This window comes from Bradyrhizobium sp. Pha-3 (assembly GCF_042258325.1).
Classification (GTDB): domain Bacteria; phylum Pseudomonadota; class Alphaproteobacteria; order Rhizobiales; family Xanthobacteraceae; genus Bradyrhizobium; species Bradyrhizobium elkanii.
In genome coordinates this window covers 6,027,430-6,053,033 of the sequence record NZ_CP170151.1, presented here as the reverse complement: position 1 = coordinate 6,053,033, position 25,604 = coordinate 6,027,430, and the positions used below count along the sequence as shown (strand labels likewise).

At 66.6% G+C, this 25,604-nt stretch carries 18 protein-coding genes; 11 read left to right on the top strand and 7 right to left on the bottom strand.

Annotated elements, in window-relative coordinates:
• Positions 1 to 23 precede the first annotated feature (23 nt).
• Positions 24 to 1,316: a hypothetical protein gene (locus ACE10X_RS28825; protein ID WP_304557752.1), complete on the bottom strand. Its 1,293-nt coding sequence runs from the start codon at positions 1,314 to 1,316 to the stop codon at positions 24 to 26.
• A 75-nt stretch (positions 1,317 to 1,391) separates the two neighbouring features.
• Between ACE10X_RS28825 and ACE10X_RS28820 the strand changes: the two genes are divergently transcribed.
• Positions 1,392 to 2,564 (top strand): MFS transporter, encoded by a 1,173-nt coding sequence (locus ACE10X_RS28820; RefSeq protein WP_304557753.1) that lies wholly within the window; start codon positions 1,392 to 1,394, stop codon positions 2,562 to 2,564.
• Here ACE10X_RS28820 and dgcA read toward each other — a convergent pair.
• Positions 2,561 to 3,562, bottom strand: a complete 1,002-nt coding sequence (dgcA, locus tag ACE10X_RS28815; protein WP_038385526.1) for an N-acetyl-D-Glu racemase DgcA — start codon at positions 3,560 to 3,562, stop codon at positions 2,561 to 2,563. The genes ACE10X_RS28820 and dgcA overlap by 4 nt on opposite strands.
• A gap of 141 nt (positions 3,563 to 3,703) precedes the next feature.
• Here dgcA and ACE10X_RS28810 point away from each other — a divergent pair, with 141 nt between their 5' ends.
• From ACE10X_RS28810 to ACE10X_RS28800, 3 genes are all read left to right on the top strand, one after another.
• A complete protein-coding gene (locus ACE10X_RS28810) occupies positions 3,704 to 4,837 on the top strand; it encodes an ABC transporter permease (protein ID WP_038385525.1) in 1,134 nt (377 codons plus the stop codon).
• Between the two features lie 2 nt (positions 4,838 to 4,839).
• Positions 4,840 to 5,610, top strand: coding sequence for an ABC transporter ATP-binding protein (locus ACE10X_RS28805; RefSeq protein ID WP_038385524.1), 771 nt, complete (start codon positions 4,840 to 4,842; stop codon positions 5,608 to 5,610).
• A gap of 119 nt (positions 5,611 to 5,729) precedes the next feature.
• Positions 5,730 to 6,599 (top strand): MlaD family protein, encoded by an 870-nt coding sequence (locus ACE10X_RS28800; RefSeq protein ID WP_028341638.1) that lies wholly within the window; start codon positions 5,730 to 5,732, stop codon positions 6,597 to 6,599.
• Positions 6,600 to 6,886: 287 nt separating this feature from the next.
• On the opposite strand, the gene ACE10X_RS28795 is transcribed toward ACE10X_RS28800, so the two are convergent.
• Complete coding sequence (locus ACE10X_RS28795) at positions 6,887 to 12,907, bottom strand: negative regulator of septation ring formation (protein ID WP_038385523.1); 6,021 nt, start codon at positions 12,905 to 12,907, stop codon at positions 6,887 to 6,889.
• Positions 12,908 to 13,285: 378 nt separating this feature from the next.
• Here ACE10X_RS28795 and ACE10X_RS28790 point away from each other — a divergent pair, with 378 nt between their 5' ends.
• The gene (locus ACE10X_RS28790; RefSeq protein WP_038385522.1) at positions 13,286 to 13,663 is read left to right on the top strand and encodes an Hpt domain-containing protein; all 378 of its coding nucleotides are present in this window, start codon (positions 13,286 to 13,288) and stop codon (positions 13,661 to 13,663) included.
• A 161-nt stretch (positions 13,664 to 13,824) separates the two neighbouring features.
• A complete protein-coding gene (locus tag ACE10X_RS28785; protein ID WP_018272592.1) occupies positions 13,825 to 14,145 on the top strand; it encodes a 2Fe-2S iron-sulfur cluster-binding protein in 321 nt (106 codons plus the stop codon).
• 7 nt (positions 14,146 to 14,152) lie between these two features.
• Here ACE10X_RS28785 and ACE10X_RS28780 read toward each other — a convergent pair whose 3' ends face one another.
• Entirely contained in the window at positions 14,153 to 14,614 is a 462-nt protein-coding gene (locus ACE10X_RS28780) for an acyl-CoA thioesterase (RefSeq protein WP_375763206.1), read from the bottom strand.
• 164 nt (positions 14,615 to 14,778) lie between these two features.
• Between ACE10X_RS28780 and ACE10X_RS28775 the strand changes: the two genes are divergently transcribed.
• Entirely contained in the window at positions 14,779 to 15,807 is a 1,029-nt protein-coding gene (locus ACE10X_RS28775; RefSeq protein WP_038385521.1) for an NAD(P)/FAD-dependent oxidoreductase, read from the top strand.
• Between the two features lie 127 nt (positions 15,808 to 15,934).
• Entirely contained in the window at positions 15,935 to 16,498 is a 564-nt protein-coding gene (locus tag ACE10X_RS28770; protein ID WP_038385530.1) for a DUF2147 domain-containing protein, read from the top strand.
• Positions 16,499 to 16,580: 82 nt separating this feature from the next.
• On the opposite strand, the gene ACE10X_RS28765 is transcribed toward ACE10X_RS28770, so the two are convergent.
• Together ACE10X_RS28765 and ACE10X_RS28760 are read right to left on the bottom strand one after the other, a co-directional pair.
• Positions 16,581 to 18,548, bottom strand: a complete 1,968-nt coding sequence (locus tag ACE10X_RS28765) for a hypothetical protein (protein WP_051003044.1) — start codon at positions 18,546 to 18,548, stop codon at positions 16,581 to 16,583.
• 103 nt (positions 18,549 to 18,651) lie between these two features.
• A complete protein-coding gene (locus tag ACE10X_RS28760; RefSeq protein WP_028337716.1) occupies positions 18,652 to 19,728 on the bottom strand; it encodes a YbhN family protein in 1,077 nt (358 codons plus the stop codon).
• A gap of 617 nt (positions 19,729 to 20,345) precedes the next feature.
• Between ACE10X_RS28760 and ACE10X_RS28755 the strand changes: the two genes are divergently transcribed.
• Together ACE10X_RS28755 and ACE10X_RS28750 are read left to right on the top strand one after the other, a co-directional pair.
• Positions 20,346 to 21,737 (top strand): MFS transporter, encoded by a 1,392-nt coding sequence (locus ACE10X_RS28755; protein ID WP_304557905.1) that lies wholly within the window; start codon positions 20,346 to 20,348, stop codon positions 21,735 to 21,737.
• A 147-nt stretch (positions 21,738 to 21,884) separates the two neighbouring features.
• The gene (locus tag ACE10X_RS28750; RefSeq protein ID WP_375763205.1) at positions 21,885 to 24,287 is read left to right on the top strand and encodes an EAL domain-containing protein; all 2,403 of its coding nucleotides are present in this window, start codon (positions 21,885 to 21,887) and stop codon (positions 24,285 to 24,287) included.
• A gap of 79 nt (positions 24,288 to 24,366) precedes the next feature.
• On the opposite strand, the gene ACE10X_RS28745 is transcribed toward ACE10X_RS28750, so the two are convergent.
• Positions 24,367 to 24,801 carry a hypothetical protein gene (locus tag ACE10X_RS28745; RefSeq protein ID WP_016840859.1) on the bottom strand — a complete coding sequence of 145 codons (435 nt, stop codon included), beginning with the start codon at positions 24,799 to 24,801 and terminating at the stop codon, positions 24,367 to 24,369.
• 71 nt (positions 24,802 to 24,872) lie between these two features.
• Here ACE10X_RS28745 and ACE10X_RS28740 point away from each other — a divergent pair, with 71 nt between their 5' ends.
• The gene (locus ACE10X_RS28740) at positions 24,873 to 25,493 is read left to right on the top strand and encodes a hypothetical protein (RefSeq protein ID WP_375763204.1); all 621 of its coding nucleotides are present in this window, start codon (positions 24,873 to 24,875) and stop codon (positions 25,491 to 25,493) included.
• Positions 25,494 to 25,604 lie beyond the last annotated feature (111 nt).

The window sequence follows — 25,604 nt, the reverse complement described above, 5'->3', positions numbered from 1 at the left end:
ATGACCGGATATGAAAGTCTAGGTTACGAGAAGAACGCGATCTTCTCGGCCTGGCTCATGCGACGGATCGGCGCGAGTGGATCGTTGGCCGCGACGCTTGGCCTTTTCAGAAGACCGCTGGCGATGATCGTCGAGCCGAGTGAGATCTCTGCTGCGGGAGCAGGGGCAGGCTCAACGGCGGGCGGGAGAGGCGGCGGCATCACCAGAGTCTCGGCAATCGGCGCTGCCGCTCGCGGTGGCGGCTCCATCTTGACTTCGGCTCTGACCTCGAGTTTCGGCGCGGGCGCCGGTTCGGGCTGAATGGCTGGCGCAACCATTTCGGGCTCGGCCGCCATCGCCTCGGCGACACGCATCTCCTCGGCGGCGCGCATTTCCTCCGCGATCGCCTCTTCGTCGATCGGATCGGGCGCACCCATCTCCATCGCGATCAGGTCGAGCACCGCCTCGTCATGGGCGTCGGCCGCCGCATCGTCGCTGACGCGGGCGAGTTCTGCGGCCTCGGCTTCGGCCAGCGCGGCTTCAGCCTTGATCCAGGCTTCGCTCGGCTGCGGCATCACGGCCGTAGCGGCCTCGGTGCCGGGCACAGCGGCGGGAATCGCGGCTTCGTCTTTCGGCGTCGCAGCGGCTTCCTGAGGCGGCGCTGGCGGCGTAGCGGCCATATCGGGGGCTGCACTTTCGGCCACCGGTGGCGACGCGGGGGCCGCTGCCGGCGGCTCCGCAACCGGCGCCTCGGCCACATCAGGCTCGGCCGCAGGCGTCGCCGCCTTGTCCGGATCGAACTCGCTCAGGCGGCGTGCCAGCGCAGCGAAGCCGGCATCCAGCACGGCCTTGGCGTCGTCCATCGAGACCTCGGCAGCACCGGCCTCGATCGCGCTGACCTGCGAATCGATGATGTCGCAGATCCGGCCGTCATTGCCGATCTCGCGCAGCCGCCAGGAGATCTCCCTGATCACCCGCACGCCCTTGCGCACCGGCGCGAGGCTCTGCTCGAAGCTGATGCCGTCGAGCGCCGCGATGGCCGAGGCCTGGGCGGCCTCGATTGCGCCGCGCAGGGCGGCGAGCGCCTGCGCCAGCTGCTCGTCCCTGATCGCCGCTGCGGCGGCTTGCCGCTGCGCGCTGAGGCTTTCCTCGATCCGCACCACGGCATCGAGCACCATGCGGGTATCGGCGTTGCGGTTGCGCTTGGCGTATTCGCCGAGGAACCAGCGGCCCCGCGAAGTCTCCATGAAGGCCGCGCTGATCGCGGCATAGTCCTCCTCGCTCGGCAGGGCCGCGCGGGCGGATATCGGCGACAGGGCGAATGCTTCTTCGGCCATCACAATCTCTCCGCGCAAATCACTGCGCGTTACGCTAACGATCACCACGATATCGCGCGAATCGCAATTGAATTGATGTCTTCCGAATCACAAATCCCCATCGCAGCAAAGGTTGCATCGCGGCGATTCGCGAACCGACTCGCGGCATTCTACGCCACGCTGTTCGGCATGACCGGGGTTCACCTGCCGTTTTTCACGGTGTGGCTGAAGGCGATCGGCATCGACGCCACCTGGATCGGCATCATCACCGCGGTGCCGCCGGTGACGCGCTTCACCGTGCTGCCGCTGGTCACCGCGGCGGCGGAACGGCGCCAGATGCTGCGCGGGGCGATCATCGCCACCGGATTCGCCACGGCGTTCGGCTTTGCCGTGATCGGCACCCAGCACCAGCCGTTCGTGCTGCTGGCGATCTATGCGCTGACCTGCTGCGTCTGGACGCCGATGGTGCCGCTCACCGACGCCTATGCGCTGCGCGGCGTCAGGCAATTCGGCCTCAGCTACGGACCGCTGCGGCTCTGGGGCTCGGCCGCCTTCGCGGTCTGTGCGCTGCTGAGCGGCTTCCTGCTCCGCTATGTCGCGGAGGTCGATCTGATCTGGATCATCACGGCCGTGACGATGCTCGGCGCGCTGGTCGGGCTGACGCTGCGGCCGCTGGGCCGCCCAGCGGTAGCCGCCACACCTGCGGCCGGCGCGCCAAAACTGCTGCGCAATCCCACCTTCCTCGCCATCATCGTATCCTCGGCGCTGATCCAGGGCAGCCACGGCGCCTATTACATCTTCGCATCGATTGCCTGGCAGCAGGCCGGCTTCAGCGGCCTGACGATCGCTTGTCTCTGGGTGCTCGGCGTGATTGCCGAGATTGTGCTGTTTGCGGCCTCGCCGCGCTTCACGCTGCCGTCGGCTGTGCTGGTGACGATCGCGGCCTCCAGTGCCGCGGCGCGCTGGGCGATCACCGCGCAGGACCCGCCGCTTGCGGTGCTCGCAGTTGTGCAGCTCGGACACGGGCTGAGCTTCGGCCTGACGCAGGTCGGCATCATGGGCCTGATGGTGCACCACGTGCCGGTTCACGTGATGGCGCGCGCGCAAGGCTATCTCACCGCCTGCGGCGGCATTGTCGCGAGCACCACGGCGATCGTCAGCGGCATGGTCTATGCGCGCTTCGGGCTCGGCGTCTACGACATGATGGCGGCAATGGCGGCCACTGGCGGGCTCGTGATGTGGCTGGCGCGCAAGCGTCTCGCCGATTAGCCCCAGAGCGCGACGTCGGGCGGATAGACCAGGCTGCCCTCGTAGCGCAGGCCGTGGTCGCGGTCCTTCGCCAGCAGCAGCGGGCCGTCGAGATCGACGAAGCGCGCGGCTTGCGCGATCAGCATCGCCGGTGCCATCGCAAGCGAGGTCGCGACCATGCAGCCGATCATGATCTCGAAGCCGAGCCCATGGGCGGCATCCGCCATCGCAAGCGCTTCGGTCAGGCCGCCGGTCTTGTCGAGCTTGATGTTGACGGCGTCATAGCGGCCGCGCAGGCCGGCAAGCGAGGCGCGGTCGTGCACGCTCTCGTCGGCGCAGACCGCAACCGGGCGCCTGATCCGCGCCAGCGCCTCGTCCTCGCCCGCCGGCAGCGGCTGCTCGATCAGGGTGACGCCGGCATCGGCGCAGGCCGCGAGATTGGCGGCGAGGTTATCCTCGGTCCAGGCTTCGTTGGCGTCGACGATCAGCTCGGATCGAGGCGCCGCTTTGCGCACGGCGGCGATCCGTGCGCCATCGCCATCGCCGCCGAGCTTGATCTTGAGCAACTGACGATGCGCAGCCTTTGCGGTGGCCTCCGCCATCGCCTCGGGCGTCCCGAGCGAGATCGTATAGGCGGTGGTGCGCGGCTCCGGCGCGGGCCGGCCGAGCAGGTTCCAGATCCGTTTGCCGGCGCGTTTGGCCTCAAGGTCCGCCAGCGCGCAATCCAGCGCATTGCGGGCGGCGCCGGCAGGCATCCGGGCCTGCAAGGCGATGCGGTCCATGCCGCCGGCGAGCGGCGCCTGCATCGCCTGGATCGCTTGCAGCGTCGCCTCGGGCGTTTCGCCATAGCGCGGGTAGGGCACGCATTCGCCGCGGCCGGTGAGGCCGCCCTGGCTAAGCTCGGCGACCACGACGATGGCCTCGGTCTTGGCGCCGCGGCTGATCGTGAAGGTCCCTGCGATCGACCAGCGCTCGATCCGACCGGTCAGGGAAATCGCTCCGGATGGGGTGGAAGTCATTTTAAAGTCTACTATTTCCTGAACCGTAGCTTGCGACGCGCAGCCAACTATGGCTGTTTAGCGGCAGATTCGACAAGCCGATCCGGCAGCGCCGGAGATCAGCGTTAGCGGCAGCCAGCCGGCTTGAGGGGTAGGCAAAAGGTGAGCGGCGACCCGACACTGGAGCGGATAGCCCAAGGCGAAGGACTGGCGTTGTGTGCGGCGGGCAACTGGACCGCCCGCTTTGCCCCTGCGCTCGAGCGGATCGTCTCCGACGCGGAGAAGCTGCGCGGCAGCCGGCCCCACATCTTCATCGACGTGTCGCAGGTCGCGAGCCTCGACACCTTTGGCGCCTGGCTGATCGAGCGGCTGCGCCGCAGCCTCAGCGATGCCGGTGCGGAAGCCGAGATCGCGGGCCTGTCGGCCAATTATTCCAGCCTGGTCGACGAGGTCCGCCGCGTCGGTCCCGCGCCCAGGGTCGTCAGCGACCCGCTGTCGATATCAGGCATGCTCGAGCAGATCGGGCGCACCGTGGCCGGGATCGGCGGCACGATCGTCGGTCTCGTCGACATGCTCGGCGCGGTGCTGGTGGCCGCGGGCAAGGTGCTGATCCATCCGCGCAGCTTCCGCCTGACCTCGACGGTGCATCACCTCGAGCAGGTGTGCTGGCGCGCGGTGCCGATCGTGGTGCTGATCACCTTCCTGATCGGCTGCATCATCTCGCAGCAGGGCATCTTCCATTTCCGCAGGTTCGGCGCCGACATCTTCGTCGTCGACATGCTGGGCGTCCTGGTGCTGCGCGAGATCGGCGTGCTGCTGGTCGCGATCATGGTCGCGGGCCGTTCCGGCTCGGCCTATACCGCCGAGCTCGGCTCGATGAAGATGCGCGAGGAGATCGACGCGCTGCGCACCATGGGCTTCGATCCGATCGAGGTCCTGATCCTGCCGCGCATGCTGGCGCTGGTGCTGGCGCTGCCGATCCTGGCCTTCCTCGGCGCGATGGCCGCGCTCTATGGCGGCGGCCTGGTGGCCTGGCTCTATGGCGGCGTCGATCCGGAGGCCTTCCTGCTCCGCCTTCGTGATGCCATATCGATCGACCATTTCATCGTCGGCATGGTCAAGGCGCCTGTCATGGCGGCGGTGATCGGTATCGTCGCCTGCGTCGAAGGCCTTGCGGTGCAGGGCTCGGCGGAGTCGCTCGGACAGCACACCACCGCATCGGTGGTGAAAGGGATCTTCTTCGTGATCGTGATGGACGGTGTGTTCGCGATCTTCTTCGCCTCGATCGGGATGTGATCATGGCGGAAGAGGACAACGATGCCATCATCCGGGTCCGCGACATTACGGTTCAATTCGGCAACACGCGGGTGCTCGACGGCCTCAACCTCGACGTCAGGCGCGGCGAGATCCTCGGCTTCGTCGGGCCCTCCGGCGCTGGCAAGTCGGTGTTGACGCGCACCATCATCGGGCTCGTGCCGAAAGTCGCCGGCCGCATCGAGGTGTTCGGCATCGATCTCGACGCCGCGAGCACCTCGCAGCGCCGTGCCGTCGAGCGCCGCTGGGGCATCCTGTTCCAGCAGGGCGCGCTGTTCTCCTCGCTCACGGTGCGCCAGAACATCCAGTTTCCGGCGCGCGAGTATCTGCGCGTCTCGCAGCGGCTGCTCGACGAGATCATGGTGGCGAAACTCGTGATGGTCGGGCTGAAGCCGGAAGTCGCCGGTCGTTATCCGTCGGAATTGTCGGGCGGCATGATCAAGCGCGTCGCGCTGGCGCGCGCACTCGCACTCGATCCTGAGCTCGTGTTTCTCGACGAGCCGACCTCGGGTCTCGATCCGATCGGCGCCGGCGAGTTTGACGAGCTGGTGCGCACCCTGCAGCGCACTTTGGGGCTGACCGTTTTCATGGTAACGCACGATCTCGACAGTCTTTACACCGCGTGCGACCGTATCGCCGTTTTAGGGAACGGTAAGATCATTGCTGCAGGATCGATCGCCGACATGAAGGCATCGCAGCATCCATGGCTGCAGCAATATTTCAACGGCAAGCGCGCCCGTGCCGTTGTGGCCTAGCCCATGATCCCGAAACCTGGAGCCGATTTTCGGACGAGATCATGCGCCAACAGGGAATTCGACGGGCTCGAGCGCAGCCGGCTGCGCGAGGGCCCAAGAGTGATCAACGCGAGTAATTGATGGAAACGCGGGCGAACTACGTCTTGATCGGGGCTTTCACGCTGGCGGTGATCGCCGCCGCGTTCGGCTTCGTGCTGTGGTTCCAGAGCCTCCACACCACCAAGCAGCGCAGCCCCTTGCGGGTGATCTTCGAAGGGCCGGCGTCAGGCCTGCGCAATGGCGGCAATGTCAATTTTAACGGTATTCGGATAGGGGAGGTGGTCTCGGTGAAGCTCGACAACCCGCGCCGCGTGGTCGCGCTGGCGATGATCGAGAACAACGCACCGCTCCGCAAGGACACCCTGGTCGGTCTCGAGTTCCAGGGTCTCACCGGCGTCGCCGCGATTTCGCTCAAGGGCGGCGAGGAGGCCGCCCCGCCGGTGCCGCTGGACGAGGACGGCATCCCGGTTCTGACCGCCGACCCGAATGCGCTGCAGGACGTCACCGAGGCGATCCGCGCCACCCTGCAAAACGTCAACCGCATCGTCGCCGACAATCAGCAGTCGGTGAAGAACTCGCTGAAGAATCTCGAGGTCTTCACCCAGGCGCTGGCGCGCAATTCCGAGAAGATCGACAACGTCATGCTCAAGGTCGACGGCGTGATGGGCAAGGCCGACAGCCTGATGCTGGGCCTCAATGCGATCGCGGGCGGCAACAATGGCAGCGAGCTGAACCTGATGGTGAAGTCGATCCGCGAGCTCGCCGAGGATCTCGACAAGCGCTCCAATCTCCTGATCAACGACGGCCGCAGGACGCTGTCCGACATCAGCCGCGCGGTGAATAATTTCGACCGCAACCCGAGCCGGGTGATCTTCGGCGGCAGCAACAACGCCGCGCCCGAGCCCGCGCCGGCTCCGGCCACCGCGCCCGGGCCGCGGCGGCGGCAGTAGTGACGTAGTGGGCGAATAGCGAATAGGGTTCGCTACCGAGCGGATCCGTCATTGCGAGCGAAGCAACTCGTAGCCCGGATGGAGCGAAGCGTATCCGGGGTCAACTCCGCCGCGGCACTGCCCCGGATTTCGCTGCGCTCCATCCGGGCTACGGCTCGTTGCATTCGCGTGACCGCGGCTGAGCCGGCCGACTGCGAATCCAATTCCGAGCCCAAAACAAAAACGGAGACCTTTCGGCCTCCGTTTTCCATTCGCTATTCGCTACTCACTATTCGCTACTTCGCAGCTTATCCCAGCCGTCCCGCGGCGTGCGCGAGCAGGGTGTAGACCAGCCCGGTCTCCGAGGTGAGGTGGCTGCTCAGCTCCTGCTGGCCGCGGCCGTCGCGGGCGACTTCGTCGAGCAGGCGCTCGAACTCCGCGATGTAGCGGTCGACCGTCTGCTTGAAGCCGCGGTCGGAGCGGTACTTGCGGGCCACCTCATCGAAGGCCTTCTGGCCGGCCGGCGTGTAGAGGCGCTTGGAGAACGCCTTGTTCTCGCCGCGCTGGTAGCGATCCCACATCTCGGCCGCAAGCGTGCGGTCCATCAGCCGGCCGATGTCGAGCGACAGCGACTCCAGCGGATTGACCGGCTGCTGCTGCGGACGCGGGCGCTGCTGGGCGTCGCGGCTCTGCGGGGCAGGCGGCGGCGCGTCGCTGCGGTTGAGCAGGTCGGACAGCCAGCCGTCGCCGTTGTTGTTGGGGCCTGCCGGGCTGACCGGCGGGGCCTCGGTGCGGCGCGAGCTCGCCATGCCGAGATCCGGCGGCGGCAGCGTCGAGGCGCTGTTGCCGTTGTCCCGCATGCGCACATCGCCGCGGCCGCCGGCGGCAGCCATCACCGGCTCCTCCTGGCGAACGCTGGCGCGGTTGGTGCTGACCACGTCGAGTCCGCGGCCGTGATGAGCGACGATGCGGTTCAGCTCGGCCAGCGCCTCGATCTGGTCGACGATCACCTTGCGCATCTGCGCGGTGTTCTCGGCGGCCTCCTGCGGCATCTCGAGCACGCCGCGGCGCAGCTCGTTGCGGGTGGCCTCGAGCTCGTTGTGCATCTCGCTCGCCATCTGCTTCATCGCCGTGACCATCGCGGAGAACTTCTCCGTCGATTCCTTGAACATCGCATCGGTCTCGGCATTGCTCTGCTGGTAGAGGTCGTTCATGGCGTCGACGGTCTGCTGACGCTCGTTCTCGGCCGCCTGGCGCACCGCCTCGAACTGCCTGCTGATCGCAGCCGAACCGGCGCCTGCGGTCTCCGCCACCACGCGGGCGATGTCGCGGGCGCGTTCCTCGGCCGCTCCGAGCGATTCATCGAGCAGCCCGGTGAAGCGCGACAGCCGCTGGTCGAGATCGGTGGTGCGCAGGTCGATGGTCGTGACCAGCGCTTCCAGCGCCGACTTGCGCTCGCTGACGGAGGCCGTCGTCGAGCGGTTGGCCTGCTCGACCACGGCAGCCGCGTCGATCAGCGCCTTGCCATGGGTCTCGAACTGGCTCGACAGCGCGCCGAGATCTTCCAGCGCCTTGCCGGTCTTGCTGTTGAACACCGTGAGCTGGTCTTCCAGCGTCTGGGTTGCCACGCCGTTGCGCGAGGTGACGTCGTTCATGGCGGACACGAAGTCGGCCACGCGGGTCACCAGCGCGCGCTCCAGCGAGTTGAGGTTGTCGTGGGCGCCGGTCAACACTTCCTGCAAGAGGATGTTGCCTTCGCGCAGCCGCTCGAACAGCGCGACCGTATCGGTGCGCAGGATCTTGCTGGTCTCCTGCATCTCCGTGACGGCCGAGATCGAGACCTGGCGCGACTGGTCGATCGCCGCGCGCGAGGCCTGCTCGAGCTCCCTGAGCGACTTCGCCACCGCGCCGGTCGCCTGATCGCCGGCCGTGGTGATGTTGCGCGCGACATCGCTACCGTGGGCCGACATCGTCTGCGAGAAGGCGAGGCCGCGGGTTTCGATCGCCTTCAGCGCGTCCGCGGTGGCGCGATCCATGTCGCTCGACAGCTGCGTGGTCTTGGCGGTCAGCGCCTCGACAAGCGAGCCGCGGCGGCCGTCGACCATCTGCGACAGACGCTCGGTCTGCTGCTGCACATAGGTGACGATCTCGTCGGTCTTGCCGGTCATCGCCGAGCCGAAGGCGCTGGAGGCCGACAGCACCGAACGTTCGATGTCGGCGGAGGTCGTCTTGACCTTGGTCGAGACCTCGTTGGACATGGTGATCAGCGCGGCCTGCGCGTTCTGCGCCGAGGTCTGGATGTTGTCGGTGGTCTTGGCCGTGACCGCACCCAGCGCGCGCTCGATATCGGTCGAGAGCGTGCGGATCTGGGCGGCGGCATCGGCGGAGGTCGCCGCAAACGAGCTCTGGGCCTCGCGGGCGCTGCCCAGGATGGTCTGCGCAGTCTCCGCGCTGGCCGTGGTCAGCGAGCGCTCGATCTCGGCGGAGATCTCGCGGATCTGGCTTGCGGCCTCGCTGGAGGTTGCCACGAACGAGCTTTGGGCATCGCGGGCGCTGCCGAGGATCGCCTGCGCGGTGTTGGTGCCGACCGAGCTCAGGGTGCGCTCGACATCGACGGCCAGCGACTTAACGTGGTTGGCTGCCTCCGTCGACGCGGTGACGAGGGCGTTCTGCGCCTCGCGGGCGCCGGCCGTCAGCATCTCGACGGTGCCGGAGCCGGCCATCGACAGCGCACGCTGGATGTCGGCGGCGAGCGCCGATACCTTGGTCGCAGCCTCGGTCGACGCGTTGACCAGCGTGCTCTGGGCCTCACGCGCACCTGATGTGATCGATTCCGCGGTAGCGGAGCCGGCCATCGACAGTGAACGCTCCATGTCGGCCGCCAGCGAGCGGACCAGATCGGTGGCCTCGGTGGATGCGGTGGCAAGCGTGCTCTGGGCCTCGCGGGCCGAGGCGACGACGGCTTCCGCGGTGGCGGAGCCCGCCATCGACAGCGAGCGCTCGATGTCGGCCGACAGTGTCCGGACCAGATTGGTGGCGTCGGTCGACGCGCCGGCGAGCGTGCTCTGGGCCTCCCGGGCGGAGGCGACGACGGCTTCCGCGGTGGCGGAGCCTGCCATCGACAGCGAGCGCTCGATGTCGGCCGACAGTGTCCGCACCAGGTTGGTGGCGTCGGTCGACGCGCCAGCGAGCGTGCTCTGGGCCTCGCGGGCGGAGGCGACGATGGATTCCGCGGTGGCGGTGCCGGCGGTCGAGAGCGAGTGCTGGACGTCGGCCGCGAGCGTGCGGACCAGGTTGGCGGCTTCGGTGGATGCACCGGCAAGCGTGCTCTGGGCCTCGCGAGCGGAGGCGACGACGGCTTCGGCGGTCGCGGTGCCGGCCATCGAGAGCGAGCGCTCGACGTCGCTGGCGAGCGACTTGACCTGGCCGGTGACGTCGGTCGACGTCGAGATCAGCGTGGTCTGGGCCTCGCGGGCACCGGTCATGATCGCCTCGGCGGCGGCAGAGCCGGCCATCGACAGCGACTGCTCGACATCGGCGGCGAGCGACTTGACCTGGCTTGCGGCTTCGACAGAGGCGCTGACCAGCGTGGTCTGCGCATCGCGGGCGCCCGACAGCACGGAGGCTGCGGTGGCGCTGCCCGCCGCCTGCAGCGTGCGTTCGACATCCTCGGACAGCGCCTTGATCTGCGAGGCGACGTCGCCGGAGGCCGAGACCAGCGACACCTGGGCGTCGCGGGCACTGGTGAGGATCGAGTTGGCGGCGCTGGTGCCGACGGCGGTCAGCACGCTCTCGACCTCGGCCGAGCTCAGCTTGAGCTGGTTGCCGACGTCGGTGGACACGGTGAGCAGCGCCTGCTGCGCGGTGCGCGCGCCGGTCTGGATGGTTTCGCTGGTGTTGACCACGAGGTTGGTCAGCGAGCGCTCGGCGTCCTCGACGTGGGACTTGATGCTCGACGACAACAGCTCGGCGCGGGACATCAGGTCCTCGCTCGCCTGGCGGCCGCTGCTCTCGATGCGGCCGGCGACGGCCTCGACGCGCGAGCCCAGCAGGTCCTCGAACTGCGCGACGCGGGTGTCGATGTCGCCGGCGATGACGCCGACGCGGCTCTCGATGCCCTGCTGGATGTCGGCGAAGCGCGCCGAGATGGTGTCGGTCAGGTTGGCGCTGTGACCATTGATGGTGTCGGCGAGGCGGGTGCTGTGGCCGTTGAGGGTGTCGACCAGGCGGATGCTGTGGCCGTCGATGGTCTCGGTGACGCCGTTGATGCGATGGTCGACCGCGGCGATCGCCTGCACGGTGCCTTCGGTCAGGGTGGTGGTGAGCAGGCCAAGCCGCGAGTCGATCGACTGGATCGCCTGGGAGGCGCCGTCGGTCAGCTGGGTCGCGAGCGTGCCGAGATGGCCGTCGATGGTGTCGGTGACCGACTTGGCGCGACTCTCGAAGGTGACCTCGAGGGACTTCATGCGGCCGTCGATCGCATCGTCGAGCGATTGCAGACGGCCGTCGAACGAGCCGATCTTGCTGGCGAGCGAACTATCGAACGACGACAGCTTGTCGGTCAGCGAGGCGTCGAGATTGGTGACGCGGCTGCCGAGCGTGGTCTCGAACTGCAGCAGGCGCTGGTCGAGCGAGGCGGTGATCTCGCCGCTGTTGGTGGTGACGCGATGGTCGAAGGTGTCGACATAGGTCTTCAGGCTGTCGGCGATGTCCTGGGTCCGCTGGCCCATGCGCTCGACGATGTCGCCGCCGAAGGTCTTCACCGTGCGGTCGAATTCCGAGATGTGGCGGGTGATCAGCGCGCCGAGCGTGCCGGAGTCGCGGGCGAATTTCTCGGCGAGCTCGCTGCCGTGGTTTTTCACCAGGTCGTCGAACGCGCTCATCTGCAGCGACAGCGAGTCGTGCGCGGTCTCGGTCTGGCCCACCACCTTGGCGACCAGCGAGTTGACGGTGACGTCGAGCGCTTCGCTCGCCTTGTCGCCGGACGTCAGGATCTGGCCGGCGAGGCGGTTGCCGGCGTCGTCGATCTTGCTGACGAGGTCGTTGCTGCGCAGCTCGAGCTCGAGCAGCAGCGAGTCCGCGGAGTTCTTCAGGGAGTCGTGGACCTCTTCGGTGCGGTCGGAGATGCCGTCGACGATGACGGACGAACGCTGCTCGAACTCGCCGGTGATGCGGTCGATGCGCTCGTTCAGCAGCTCGTGGACGCGATCGGCCAGATCGACGAACTCGTCATGGACGTGGCCGGTCTTGAAGTTGAGGCTGGTGGTCAGCCGCTCGGAGGCATCCATCACCGCGCGCGTGGTCTCGGCGCTGGCTTCCTCGAGGCGGTCGAGCAGGTCGCCGCCGCGCTCGCCGAGCGCGAGGATCATGTTGTCGCCGGCATGGCTCAACGCGGTCGTGATGTGCTGGCCGCGCTCTTCCAGCGCGCCGGTGATGCTCTTGGCGACCTCGTCGACGCGCGAGGCGATCGCGTCCGAGATCAGCGCGATGTCGTGGCGCAAGTCGATCTGCACGCCGGAGATCGCGCTGCGCACCTGCTCGGCCTGGCCGACCAGGTTGTCGCGCTGGTGGGCGATGTCCTGCAGCAGCGCGCGGATGCGCACCTCGTTGTCGGAATAGGCGCGTTCCAGCGCCGCGACCTCGTTGGCAACGAGGGTCTCGAGTTCGCCGGCGCGCGCGATCGCGCGCTCGACGCCGTCGCCCATCGCCGCGACCTCGCGGCGGATCGCCTGGCCGACCGTCACCATGGAATCGGCGGCGGCGTTTTCCGGCTCGGAGAATCGCATCGCGACCTGCGCCATCGATTGCGCGATCATCTGCATGCGCTGACCGTGCGAGGCGAGGCTGGCGAGATAGTAGAACAGCAGGATCGGCACGGCGAACAGCGCGGCAAGGCCGGCGAGCACCAGGACGCCGGTGCCCTGCGCCATCGAGGCCTGCAGGGCCGGCCAGAACGCGATGGTGAGAATCACGCCGCCCAGCAGCCAGGCGCCGGAGCAGACAAAGAACAGCGTGAAGGCGTTGCGCGCGCGTCCTCCCTGCAGCGTCTGCAGCATCTGGCCGATGGTTTCGCGATCATCATTGGCGGCGCGGCGCGGCGCGCGCGGTTCTTCGATCGGCTCGAACGCCGAACGATCGGTATTATTCGGACGGGACTCGAACGATGCGGCTGAAAAATCGGCCGCGGGCGGCGGCAGGTTCGGCGGCGCGGCGCCATCGTTGAGGGGGCTGCGATTCTCCGCGCCCTGTTCGCTGATGTTGAGGGCTTCCTGGATGGCAGAAAGCGCGACTTCGGTGGGATCTTTGACCTTCTTGGGAGTGTTCGCCATGTTCAGTCTGAGCCCTCTCACTATTTTACGCGTCGGCGAGCCTGCGATCGTCCCCACGCAAGCTCGAAGCCGGTGCCCACAAGCGGAGCGCAAGCGGCCCCCTGGGCGGCTTGTCCGCTACATCCGCAAACATCCTATTGGGAGAGCGATGCGAATGAAATGCTTGCGATTAATACTTTCTTAATCATCGTTAACAGCTTTGCGCCATAAGGCCTTATGGGTACTCGAAATTCCGGCCGTAGAGCGTCGATTGTGTCCGGAAATTGTCCAGAATCGGGCGGTTTTACCGATCATCCCGACAACAATCCGTTAACCAGTTTCGTGATTGGCTGGGCCAACGATCCGCCGGCGAGGGCCCGGCGGAGGCAGGGACAGGCCATGCCGCTTCATCTCGAACGGATCGAATGGACGCAATCGCCGCCGCTGGCGCCCGGCGCCGGGCCGATCGACGTCGATCACCTTCAGCGCATGACGCTGGGCGATCCGGGCCTCGAGCGGGAAGTGCTGGCCATGTTCGCGGCCCAGTCGGCCCGGATCCTCGGTGAACTGGCCGCCTTGCCGCCCGAGGCGGCGATCCACGCCCACACCCTGAAAGGATCGGCGCGGGCAATCGGCGCCTTCGGCGTCGCCGAGGCTGCGGCCCAGCTGGAGACCGCGCTGACCGGCGGTTCCGATGCGGCCCAGCCGCTTGCCGCGCTCGGCGCCGCGATTGCCGAGGCGCGCACGGCGATCGAGCTGATCCTGGGCCGCTCCTAGGCGTCCGGCGTCTCGGCGGCGCGCCGCGGCAGCTTGGGCGGCTTCCCAACCGGCGGGCAGGTTTTCGGTCTCCGCGCTAGCGCTGTGCGGATCGACCCGTTATACGACTGCCCGGGACCTTTCCATCCATCGTCCGGCGCATTCCGGCAGCACGAGCAATCATGGCCAAAATCCACTTTATCGACCATTCCGGCGAGAAACGCACAGTTGAGATCGAGAACGGCGCGACGGTGATGGAAGGTGCGATCCGCAACGCCATTCCCGGCATTGAAGCCGAATGCGGCGGCGCCTGCGCCTGTGCGACCTGCCATGTCTATGTCGATGAAGCCTGGCGCGAGAAGGTCGGCGCGCCGTCGCCGATGGAAGAGGACATGCTGGATTTCGGCTTCGACGTGCGTCCGAATTCGCGGCTGTCCTGCCAGATCAAGGTGACCGACGATCTCGACGGACTGGTCGTGTCGACGCCGGAGCGGCAGGCCTAAGATTCTTTCATTCGCCGTCCGGATTCACACCGCGACGGACCCAGCGGCGGAAGTTCTGCTTGACCTCCGCCGGCAGCGGCGTCGGCCTGCGCGTGGCCTCATCGATCATCACCGTGACCGCCTTCGCCGACGCCACGCATCTGCCTTCCGAAAACACCACCTGGTCGAAGGTGGTCGATGTGCGTCCAAACTTGACGAGGCCGAGCCCGAGCTCGATCTGACCCGGCCAGTGCAGCTCGGCGCGGAAATGGATGTCGAGGCGCACCATGATCCAGCCGAGCCCCGCCGGCATCAGCCCCATGCTGCGGTCCTTCACCAGCGTGACGCGGCCGGTTTCAAAATAGCTCGCATAGACGGCGTTGTTGACGTGCCCGTTGGGGTCGAGATCGGCAAAGCGCACATTGTCGGACAGGCGATAGGGAAAGTCTTCCAGGCGTAGTGCATCGTCGGCGCGGACAGGGGCGTTCACGAGGGGGATCTCCGTCGGTTTCCCGCCCATACAGCCGAGTTGCGCAGGCTCGGCAAGGGGTTGCCGCGCCAGCCGCTGTCCCTATTATGCATGTCGCGATCCGGCCCACTTGGCTGGACAGGCGAAAAAGCCGTCCAGTCGACGTCAACTGAAAAGAAGCGGACATGAGCGAAGCGATCAAGACCGATGTGCTGATTATTGGCGCGGGCCCCTGCGGACTGTTCGCCGTGTTCGAACTGGGCCTGCTCGACATGAAGGTGCATCTGGTCGACATCCTCGACAAGATCGGCGGGCAGTGTGCCGAGCTCTATCCCGAGAAACCGATCTACGACATTCCCGGAATTCCCTTCGTCACCGGCCAGGGCCTCACCGACCAGCTGCTGGAGCAGATCAAGCCGTTCAATCCGACCTTCCATCTCAACGAGATGGTCGAGAGCATCGAGAAGATCGGCGATCCCTTGTTCCGCGTGAAGACCGATGCCGGCAAGGAGTTCGAGTGCAAGGTCGTCGTGATCTCGGCCGGTGGCGGCTCGTTCCAGCCTAAGCGCCCGCCGGTGCCGGGCATCGAGGCCTATGAAGGTACGTCGGTGTTCTATGCCGTGCGCAAGATGGAGCAGTTCCGCGACAAGAACATCCTGATCGTCGGCGGCGGCGACTCCGCGCTCGACTGGACGCTCAATCTGCATCCGATCGCCCAGCGCATCACGCTGCTGCACCGGCGTGACGATTTCCGCGCGGCGCCGCACAGCGTCGAGCAGATGCGTGCGCTCGTTGCCGACGGCAAGATGGATCTGAAGATCGGTCAGGTCACGGGGCTCGAAGGCGCCAACGGTCAGCTCTCGGGCGCCGCGCTCAAGGGTAATGACAATGCGGTCTCGACGATCGCCTGCGATACGATGCTGCCGTTCTTCGGGCTCACCATGAAGCTCGGCCCGGTCGCGAACTGGGGCGTGGCGCTGGAGAACAATCTGGTGCCGGTCGACACCGCGGCGTTCGAGACCAACGTGTCCGGCATCTTCGCGATCGGCGACATCAACACCTATCCGGGCAAGCTCAAGCTCATTCTCTCCGGCTTCCACGAGGGTGCGCTGATGGCGCAGAAGGCGCACCGCTACGTGTATCCGGACAAGCGGCTGGTGTTCCAGTACACAACCTCGTCATCGAGTCTGCAGAAGAAGCTTGGGGTGCACTGATTCCACTCGAGCAGAGACCAATGCCAGGGGCATGGGCCATTTGCTGCGCGGCGCGGGTACTGGAACAACCCGTGAAATGGCCGTAGTCTGCTTGTACTCGAGTTGGTCGATTGATCAGGTGATGATGATGCGGAACACGCTATCCAGAGTTCGGCTGATCCTCGCGATCGCCACGGCCTTTGCGCTAGCTGCTCCGCTTGCGGCCTCGGCGGCCGACCCGTCGGCGGCCGGCCTGTGGCAAAAGGTCGAAGACGGCAAGCCCGAGGGCTGGTTCCTGGTGATCGAGCGCAATGGTCTGTTCGAAGGCATGATCGCAAAGATGTTTTCATCGCCCGGCGATCCGCCCAATCCGGTCTGCTCGAAATGCACCGACGATCGCAAGGACATGCCGTGGCTCGGCATTCCCCTCATCCGCGACATGAAGCGCAACGGGCTCGCCTATGAAGGCGGCAACGTGCTCGATCCGCGCAACGGCAAGGTCTACAAGGCCAAGATGACGTTGAGCGCCGATGGTCAGACGCTGACGATGCGCGGCTTTCTCGGGATCTCGCTGTTCGGCAAGGATGAGGTCTGGACCCGGCTGCCTGACACCGCGGTGGCCCAGCTCGATCCCGCGATCGTCGCCAAATATCTGCCGGCGCAAGCCGCGGTGGCGAAGCCGGCGCCGGTGCCCGCGACGAAGCGGCACTAACACTTCTCTCTGGCTAACGCCCCGATCTGCAGCCAACGCTCCGATTTGCTCACGCTCCGCACTTGCGTGGCAGCGTGAGCGTTCAGCGCTGTCCCGTTGGTGCAATCGGCATCGGCAGTGGCGCGACCGGCTCGGAAATCACTTCGGGCACGGCGGTGTTCAATTGCAGCACGGTGGCGGCCGCCGGGACCGCGGCATCGGCCATCGCCGCATGGCCTTCGGCGCTCGGATGCACCGCGCCGCCATACACCGCCGACAGGATGCCCCATGTCGCGTCGTGGATGTCACTTGGCTGCATCGAGGACGGCAGGCCCTGCGGGTAGGTCATCGCGGTGAAGTAGCTGTCATTGGCGTCGCGGATCCAGCGCGCGCGCGGCAGATAGGCGCGGTATTCGCCGGCGCTGCGGCCGCATTTGAGCGGCTGGTTGGCCGCGGCGACGATGTCCGACACGAAGCTGTCGCCATTGGCGGCGAAGCAGTCGCGGTCGAATTCCGGATCGGTCGACGCGCGTGCGCAGAAGCCATGGCTCGCAAACGCGTCCTGATGCGCATCGACGAAGGTCATGCGGTCGGCCTGCGGATTGCGGCAGATGATGCCGGACTGGCACTGCGCGATCGCCTTGAGCTGCGGCAGGAACTCGTTCTGCACGAAGCTCGAGACCGACGCGAGGCGTTTGGGATCGGCGTTGAACGAGGGATGGATCTCGAAGCCGGCACGGCCGCCGGGGCAGGGCGCGCCGCCATTGGCCAGCGCCGGATTGGCGTAGGCCGTGTAGATCACGTGCGAGAGATCGCCGCCGACCAGCGGCTTCAGCGCATCGCGCAGCTTGGCAAAATCGGCCGGCAGGTCGCGCGCCAGTGCCGAACGGGCATCTTCGACGCTGGCCATCGAGCCGCCGCGGCTGAACAGCGTGCGCTCGGTCGGCGTGTCGACGATCACGTTGGCGACGAGGCCGGAGAAGTAGATGTCGTTGGCGCCGATCGACAGCAGCACGAGGTCGAGGGTGCGGTCGGGCTGACGGCGCTTGGCGGCGGCGAGTGCCGTGCGCAGCTCCGCGATCTGACCGTTGACGGTGCCCGAGCAGGTGTTGGCTGTCTTCGTCGGCAGACATTCCCGCGCCTGCTGCGAGCCGAGCAGGCCGTCGGCGATGGTGGCCCCGGTGCAGGCCAGCGGCAGATAGGTCACCGCGATGTGCGGATATTGCACGGCGAGCGCGAGCGCCGTGCGGGTCTGGTAGCTGTACAGCGACCGGTGACAGGCCGAGTTGAGCCACAGCGCGCTCTGGCGCTGCCAGTTGGTCAGGGTGTCCGGTGCTTCGCAGGCGCGTCCGCCTTTGTAGCCGGCGCGGCTCGGCCGGTAATATTGCGCCCCGCCGAGATAGGAGCGGAAGCAGAACCCCTCGTCGGAGAGCGCAATCGCGCGGTCGGGATTGCCCTCGCCGGATGCGATGCTGTCGCCGAGGCCCGCGATCAGCAAGTCGCGCACCTCGATCGGCGTCGTCACGCGCTGGTTGGCGTCCGAGCCGCTCGCGACGTCGACGGTCGCGACCGTGGTGCGGCCGTAGCGGACGCGCAGATTGACCGGCTCGGCGCAATCGAATGTCGAGGATTGCGGCCCGTCGCCGTCGTCGAACGACCAGGCGCAGGTCGCGCCGACCGGAACCGGTCCGGTGAGCCGCACGACGATCGGATGATCGATCGGCGTCAGATAGCTTTCCTTGACGTTGTCGCGCGTGCAGGGCTCGCTGACGCGGCCCTGCAGGTCGATGCAGAGCCGGTTGACGGTGTTGCGCGCCCAGCCGCGGCCGTCGCTTTGCAGTTCCAGCGCCTGTTCCGAGGCCAGCACGCTGCGGCCAAGCCCGCTTTCGACATGCAGGCGGAAGTCGCGTTCCTCGCGGAACAGGCGGAAGCGGTTGCGGACCTCCCAGGAGATCTGCAGCTGATTGTCCTGCGCGTCCGCGGCTGATGCGAATACCGCTGCCAGCGCGCTGCCGAGCAGCGCGCTGCAGACCGTCACCCGAAACGAAAATCGAACCAAAAAGCCAATCATGGCGCGGTTTGACGCGAGCGGTACGGCGAAAATAAGAGAAGCGGCTGCGAGGATCGAAAATCCGGGGTCGAGGGGCCCGCACGAGGGCCGATAACGTTGCCTGTTACCGTTTCAGCTGCCTGACCCGCTGCTGCCGGCTTTCGATCGGTTGCCGCACGGTCGCCGAAGCCGTGCAGGCTTGGCTTAGTCGTTTCCGCTCTTGCCAGGGCTGCACCACGTTGAGCCAGAGCTCGCGCATGCCCATGATCGAGATCGAAATCCCGAACGGGATCAGGAAGTAGAGGATGCGGAACACGACCAGCGTCGCCAGCAATTGTTCCTTGCTGAACTCCGGCAGCGCCACCAGCATCGCGGCGTCGAACACGCCGATCGAGCCGGGGGCGTGGCTGGCGAAGCCGAGCAGCGTCGCCAGGATGAACACGACCGCCAGCGAGACGAAGTCGATATGCGGCTCGGTCGGCATCAGCAGGTACATTGCAAGCGCGCAGAAGCCGAGATCGACCACGCCGATCAGGATCTGCAGCAGCGTCAGCTTGGCCGAGGGCAGCACCACCTTCCAGCCGTTCTGGCCGAGCTCGCGGCGCTTCTCGCCGGTCAGGAGCCAGACGAAATAGGCGCCGATGCCGGCAAGGCAGCCGAGCGCGATCAGCCGGTTCATCGCCGGCGGCAGCAAGTCCATCGCCGACGCCGCCGCCGGGTGCCAGGCCATGCCGAAGCCGAGCACGAACAAATTGCCGAGCCAGAAGGTCAGGCCCGACAGAAAGCAGATCTTGGCGACGTCGATCGCGGAGAGGCCGTAATCGGAATAGATCCGGAAGCGGATCGCGCCGCCGGTGAACACCGTGGCGCCGATATTGTGGCCGATCGTGTAGCTCGTGAAGCTCGACAGCGCTGCGATGCGGTAGGGGACATGGATCTTGCCGATCGTGCGCAGCGCGAAGAAGTCGTAGAAGGTCAGCGTGCAGAACGCCCCGACCACGCAGAGCGCCGCCAGCGCGATCCGATGCGGCGCGATGTTGGTGAGCGCGGTGAGAATGATGCCGGTATCGACGCCCTTCAGGGTGTGAACAAGCGACGTGATCGCGAACGCGATGATCAACACACTCGCGGCGATCCCGAGCCGTTTCCAGCCGATCTTTTCCTTGAAACCACGCCCAAGCGTGGTCAGCAGCCGAAGCATTCATCCTCCCGGCGGGGCGGCAATTTCAGTGGGACCCGGTCACGGACGGCGACGGGTGACGGGCAAACGCACCGTACGCGATGACCCATAAGGCAAAACCGATGCGTTGTGCAGCCCTTGACAAGCCAAGCTTCGGCCCTCGTCCAGCGTCATTGTCATATTGGCTACATATGTTCTCGCTCTGCGGAATGTGAGTCGCAGGACAGCGACGGGGCCGCTGCATGTTCCGCCGTTCCAAGCGATTTCGTCGGCTTTTTTGCCGATTTTGCCGCCGTCCTGGCGTCGATGCGGGTTAGTTGGCGCGAGGCGAATAGACGATATGCATAAGCATGGGGACGCCTGAGCCGGCTGTGGCGTTTACCAAAGTGTGATGTCGACGCGCGCATGCGCGTGATCCGCCCTGCGCTTGGGCCGGGTCAGGCGCGCGAGGGCGCTCCGTAGGTCTATTGAGGCAAAACGCCGCGCAAGCGGGCCGCCGTCGGGCAGGCCGGCCAGCCATGCGATTCCACACTTCGATCGGTGACGAAGTGTTGCGGCGAAACGAAGGCCTATGTCTCGCATTGGTTGCCGAGAGCAAGGACAAGGCCATGCAACAGACATCCCTGAACGTCCGGCAAATGCCGCCGGACCGGCGCGCAGCGTCGCATCAGCAAACGAGCGGGCTCGCGGCGACGTTCACACTCGCCGCGATGAGTCTCGGCTATGGCGTCGTGCAGCTCGACGTCACCATCGTCAACACGGCGCTCAATGCGATCGGCGCCTCGCTCGGCGGCGGCGTTGCCGAACTGCAATGGGTGGTCAGCGCCTACACGATTGCCTTTGCGGCCTTCATCCTGACCGCGGGCGCGCTCGGCGACCGGATCGGCGCCAAGCGCATCTTCATGGCCGGGTTTGCGATCTTCACCGCGGCATCGGTTGCCTGCGCGGTCGCGCCTGATGCGGCGACGCTGATCGCCGCCCGCTGCGTGCAGGGGCTGGCCGCGGCCATCCTGGTGCCGAACTCGCTGGCGCTGCTCCGCCATGCCTATGAAGACGAGAAGGCGCGGGGACGCGCGGTCGGGGTCTGGGCCGCGGGCGCGAGCCTTGCGCTGACCGCCGGCCCGTTCGTCGGCGGCGGACTGATCGCGCTGGTCGGCTGGCGCGCGATCTTTTTGGTCAACCTGCCGATCGGCCTCGCCGGCTTGTGGCTCGCCTGGCGCTTCGCCAACGAAACCACGCGTCATCAGCAACACCGGCTCGATCTGCCGGGTCAGGTCGCGGCGATCGCCGCGCTCGGCACGCTGGCCGGCGCGCTGATCGAAGGCGGCGCGCTCGGCTGGGGCAACCCGTTCGTGATCGCAGGCTTCGTCCTCGCCGCCGTCTTCTCCGTGCTGTTCGTCTGGCGTGAGGCGCGCGCGCCGCAGCCGATGCTGCCGCTCTCGCTGTTCCGCCACCGGATGTTTGCCCTGACCTCGCTGGTCGGCCTCCTGGTCAATGTCGCGTTCTACGGCCTGATCTTCGTGCTCAGCCTCTACTTCCAGCAGGTCAACGGGCTGTCGGCGTTCGCCACTGGCCTCGCGTTCGTGCCGATGCTCGGCGCCGTGCTGCCCGCCAACCTGATCGCGCCGCATGTCGCGGAGCGGATCGGCGCGCCGGCGACAATCGCGCTCGGTGCCGCGCTCTCCGCCGCCGGATGCCTGGCGCTGCTGTTCATCAGCCCCGGCACGAGCTACCTCGCGATCTGCCTGCAATTACTGGCCATGAGCGGCGGCCTCGGCCTGCTGGTGCCGCCCCTGACATCGGCGCTGCTCGGCAGTGCCGAGCCGCAGCATGCCGGCATCGCGGCCGGGGTGTTGAACGCGACCCGGCAGACCGGCAGCGTGCTCGGTGTCGCGCTGTTCGGCTCGATGGTCAGCCGGTCCGCGGCCTTCATCGCCGGCCTGCATGCGGCCCTCGTCATCTCCGCCGGCGTGTTGCTGGCGGCCGCTGCGCTGATCTGGATCGGTGCATGGTCACAGGCTCGGCGTTGAGACGAACTGCCGCGAGGCATCTCCGCTTTGCGCTGACCCGATCGTCTGCATTCAAGGCTTCTTCACCATGCGTGGAACCCTGCTGCAGTGCGGTCACCGTTCGTACACGAATGCGTCTGTTCTTATAGGTCCATAAAGGAGGCCTATATGTATCGCGTTCTGACCTGTCTCACTTTGGAACATGACTGGCGGCTGGTCGTCCTTGGTGGGGTGATCTGCCTGCTCGCCAGCGCTGTCGCGATCAGCCTGTTTCACCGCGCCCGCGCCACACAGGGGCGTGCCCGCGAGATCTGGATCGGCCTCGATGCGGCGGTCGGCGGTTGCGGTATCTGGGCCACCCATTTCGTCGCCATGCTGGCGTACGATCCCGGCATCGAGGCCGGGTACAACATTCCCATCACGCTGCTGTCGCTGGTGCTCGCGGTTGCGATCCTGGCCGTCGGATTGGCCATCGCCACGCTCGACGAACGCTGGCGGACGGTCGCGGCCGGCGGCGCGATCGTCGGCGCCGGTGTCGCGGCGATGCATTACACCGGCATGCTCGGGCTGGAGCTGCCCGCGCGTATCGTCTGGTCGCCCGGCATCGTCGCCGCGTCGATCGCGTTCGGAAGCCTGTTTGGCGCGCTCGCGCTCGTCGTTGCCACGCGTGGCGAACGTTTCGGCACCACCGCCGCCGCGACCGGTCTTCTGACCGTCGCGATCGTCTCGCATCATTTCACCGCGATGGGCGCGGTGACGCTCGTCCCGGATCCGACCATCGTTTCCGGCGGGCTTACGGTCTCGCCGCGCGTGCTCTCATTCATGACCGCCGTTGCGGCGTTCGCGATCCTCGGCCTCTCGTTGATCGCCTCGATCCTCGACCGTCGCGCCAAGACCGAGCTTCACAAGCAGAAGATGGTGCTCGATACCGCGCTCGAGAACATGTCGCAGGGGCTGTGCATGTTCGATGCCGACGGCCGCATCATGCTGTTCAACGAGCGCTACAGCGAGATGATGGGGCGCAGTCGCGTGCCGCTGCAGGGACGCCTGCTGATCGACGTCCTGCAGGACCTCCATTCCATCGGCGAGTGGGACGGCGATCCCGAGGAGTTCTGCAATGCTCTCGTCGCCGAGGCAAAGGCCGGCCACAGCGCGACGCGGATCGTCAGCCGCAACGAGCGCGCGATCCGTGTCGTCGACCAGCCGATGAAGGGCGGCGGCTGGGTCGCGACCTTCGAAGACATCACCGAATGGCAACAGGCCCAGGAACAGATTTCACACATGGCGCGGCATGACGCGCTGACCAATTTGCCGAACCGGACGCTGTTCCGCGAGCAGCTCGAGAAGGCCTCGAGGCTGGCCAAGCGCTCCGACCAGTTGGCCGTGCTCTGTCTCGATCTCGATCATTTCAAGGAAATCAACGACACGCTCGGGCACCCGATCGGCGACGCGCTGCTGCGCGAAGTCGCGCGCCGGCTGGGCGAATGCGTGACCGAGCACGACACCGTCGCGCGGCTCGGCGGCGACGAATTCGCCATCGTGCAGTTCTGCAGCAATTGCGAGCCGTCCGTCGTGTCGTCGCTGGCAAGTCTCGTGCTCGAGCGGATCGCAGCACCCTACGAGATCGAGGGCCATCAGCTCGTGATCGGCGTCAGCATCGGCATCTCGCTCGCACCCGAGGACGGCAAGGATCCCGACGAATTGCTGCAAAAGGCCGATCTTGCGCTGTACCGCGCCAAGGCCGACGGCCGCGGCACCTATCGGTTCTTCGAGACCGGGATGGATGCGCGTGCGCAGGCGCGCCGCCTGCTGGAGCGCGACCTGCGACTCGCGCTCGAGCATGACGAGTTCGAGGTCTACTATCAGCCGATCCGTGATCTCGCGGGCGATCAGATCGTCGCCTTCGAGGCGCTGGCGCGCTGGAACCATTCGTTGCGTGGCCTGATCGCGCCGAACAATTTCATTCCTGTCGCCGAGGAAACCGGGCTGATCGTTCCGCTCGGCGAGATCGTGTTGCGCAAGGCCTGCGCGGATGCCGCGGGCTGGCCCGAGGCCGTCGCGGTTGCCGTCAATCTCTCGCCGGTACAGTTCAAGAACCCGAATCTGGTGTCGTCGGTGAAGGCGGCGCTGCAAGCATCCGGCCTGTCGGCGGACCGGCTTGAGCTCGAGATCACCGAATCGGTGCTGCTGCAGAACAGCGAGGCGACGCTCGCGGTGCTGCATGAGCTGCGCGGCTTCGGCGTCCGCATCTCGCTGGACGATTTCGGCACCGGCTATTCCTCGCTGAGCTATCTGCGCAGCTTCCCGTTCGACAAGATCAAGATCGACCGTTCCTTCGTCACCGACCTTGCGACACGCGAGGACTCGATGGCGATCGTGCGCGCGGTCACCGGCCTCGGCAAGAGCCTCGGCATCGTCACCACAGCCGAAGGGGTCGAGACCGATACCCAGTTCGACCTGCTGCGTCGGGAGGGCTGCACGCAGGCGCAGGGCTATCTGTTCAGCCCGCCGCGACCGGCAGCCGACGTCGTCAAGATGTTGCGCAGGGCACCGGAACGGTCGGTCGCCTGAGTTGGAAGGCCGCGGAGCTGGATTCTAGCTTGGACGCGTTTTCTTCACGCGAACCGCGTCCACTTCGCTCGAAAACGCTCTAGCTCTTGCGCAGGGCAAAATAGGCGCCGCAGAACGCCATCACTGCGCCGAGGCACAGGGCGGCGAGGCCGGCGAGCACGGCGGAAATGGTCGAGACCGTGCTCGGCGCCGACGCGGCCTGGCCTGCGCCGGCCAGCATCAGCACGCCGACGACGATCAGGAAGTTACGCATCCGTTGCGGGATCTGGCCGGCCACCGCGCTGTGCATCAGATTGGCGGTGAAGTAGCCGCCCGAAAATCCGACGGTCGCGATCAGCCACCACGCGATCGCCGCGCCCGCCGGCATGAACTCGTGGCTGTCGGAGCGCCACAGGCCGCCGAGATCGAGCCCGTAGCGCGCACCGAGCATGTGCACGGCAAGCGCCAGCAGCACGCCGGATATCATCGCGCCGCCGAGGATGAGGTAACGCGGAAAATAGGTCGTCTCGGGCATGGCTCGCTTGTAGGATAGGCGCGACAGGCTGCGCAAGCTTGCGCGTACGTTTGAACAGGTGGAACGGCGAATTGCCAACAACGTTGCAGGACCGGTCGGAAGCAGGCGAGGGCTCGCCGCTGCGCTACGCCTACAAGGCCTCCTTGATCGGCTCGGCGCACCAGTTCGAGCTGACCGGGGACGGGCTGGCGTGGCGGATCGCCGGCCGGTCCGGCGTGTGGGACTATGCGGACATCTCCGCGGTGAAACTGTCCTATCGCCCGGTCTCGATGCAGCAGCAGCGGTTTCGCGCCGACATCGACAACGCCAGGGGCGGGCGGATCGCGATCCTCTCGACCACCTGGCAGACCGCGACGCTGGTGGCGCCGCAGGGCCATCTCTACCGCGACTTCATCGTCGAGCTGCATCGCCGGATGCAGGCGGCGGGCAGCAACGCCAGGCTGGTCGGAGGCCTTGGACCGAAGACGTATACCGCCGCGCTGGCGCTGCTGGCCTGCCTTGCAGCGGCAATGATCGGACTGCTGCTGATGGCGCTGCTGACCTCGAACTGGATGGGCGCGCTGTTCCTGGTCGGCTTTGCCGCGCTGTTCACCTGGCAGGTCGGCGGCTTCGTCACGCGCAACCGGCCGCGGCACTACAGCTTCGATCAATTGCCCGATGCGCTGCTGCCGAAGGCGGTTCGCAATCAGTGAAGCGGTTCGCGCGGCCGGACTGTAAGCGGGTTGCAAGCAACGCGCTGTAAACTCGGCGACGGATTTGCTTTTGGCTGGAGGGTCAGATGACAATCCGGGCTCCATCTTTGA

Coding starts and splice junctions, on each gene's coding strand:
- ACE10X_RS28825 (WP_304557752.1), bottom strand. CDS start 1,316: ATGGCCGAAGAAGCATTCGCCCTGTCGCCGATATCCGCCCGCGCGGCC.
- ACE10X_RS28820 (WP_304557753.1), top strand. CDS start 1,392: ATGTCTTCCGAATCACAAATCCCCATCGCAGCAAAGGTTGCATCGCGG.
- dgcA (WP_038385526.1), bottom strand. CDS start 3,562: ATGACTTCCACCCCATCCGGAGCGATTTCCCTGACCGGTCGGATCGAG.
- ACE10X_RS28805 (WP_038385524.1), top strand. CDS start 4,840: ATGGCGGAAGAGGACAACGATGCCATCATCCGGGTCCGCGACATTACG.
- ACE10X_RS28800 (WP_028341638.1), top strand. CDS start 5,730: ATGGAAACGCGGGCGAACTACGTCTTGATCGGGGCTTTCACGCTGGCG.
- ACE10X_RS28795 (WP_038385523.1), bottom strand. CDS start 12,907: ATGGCGAACACTCCCAAGAAGGTCAAAGATCCCACCGAAGTCGCGCTT.
- ACE10X_RS28790 (WP_038385522.1), top strand. CDS start 13,286: ATGCCGCTTCATCTCGAACGGATCGAATGGACGCAATCGCCGCCGCTG.
- ACE10X_RS28785 (WP_018272592.1), top strand. CDS start 13,825: ATGGCCAAAATCCACTTTATCGACCATTCCGGCGAGAAACGCACAGTT.
- ACE10X_RS28775 (WP_038385521.1), top strand. CDS start 14,779: ATGAGCGAAGCGATCAAGACCGATGTGCTGATTATTGGCGCGGGCCCC.
- ACE10X_RS28770 (WP_038385530.1), top strand. CDS start 15,935: ATGCGGAACACGCTATCCAGAGTTCGGCTGATCCTCGCGATCGCCACG.
- ACE10X_RS28765 (WP_051003044.1), bottom strand. CDS start 18,548: ATGATTGGCTTTTTGGTTCGATTTTCGTTTCGGGTGACGGTCTGCAGC.
- ACE10X_RS28760 (WP_028337716.1), bottom strand. CDS start 19,728: ATGCTTCGGCTGCTGACCACGCTTGGGCGTGGTTTCAAGGAAAAGATC.
- ACE10X_RS28755 (WP_304557905.1), top strand. CDS start 20,346: ATGCCGCCGGACCGGCGCGCAGCGTCGCATCAGCAAACGAGCGGGCTC.
- ACE10X_RS28750 (WP_375763205.1), top strand. CDS start 21,885: ATGTATCGCGTTCTGACCTGTCTCACTTTGGAACATGACTGGCGGCTG.
- ACE10X_RS28745 (WP_016840859.1), bottom strand. CDS start 24,801: ATGCCCGAGACGACCTATTTTCCGCGTTACCTCATCCTCGGCGGCGCG.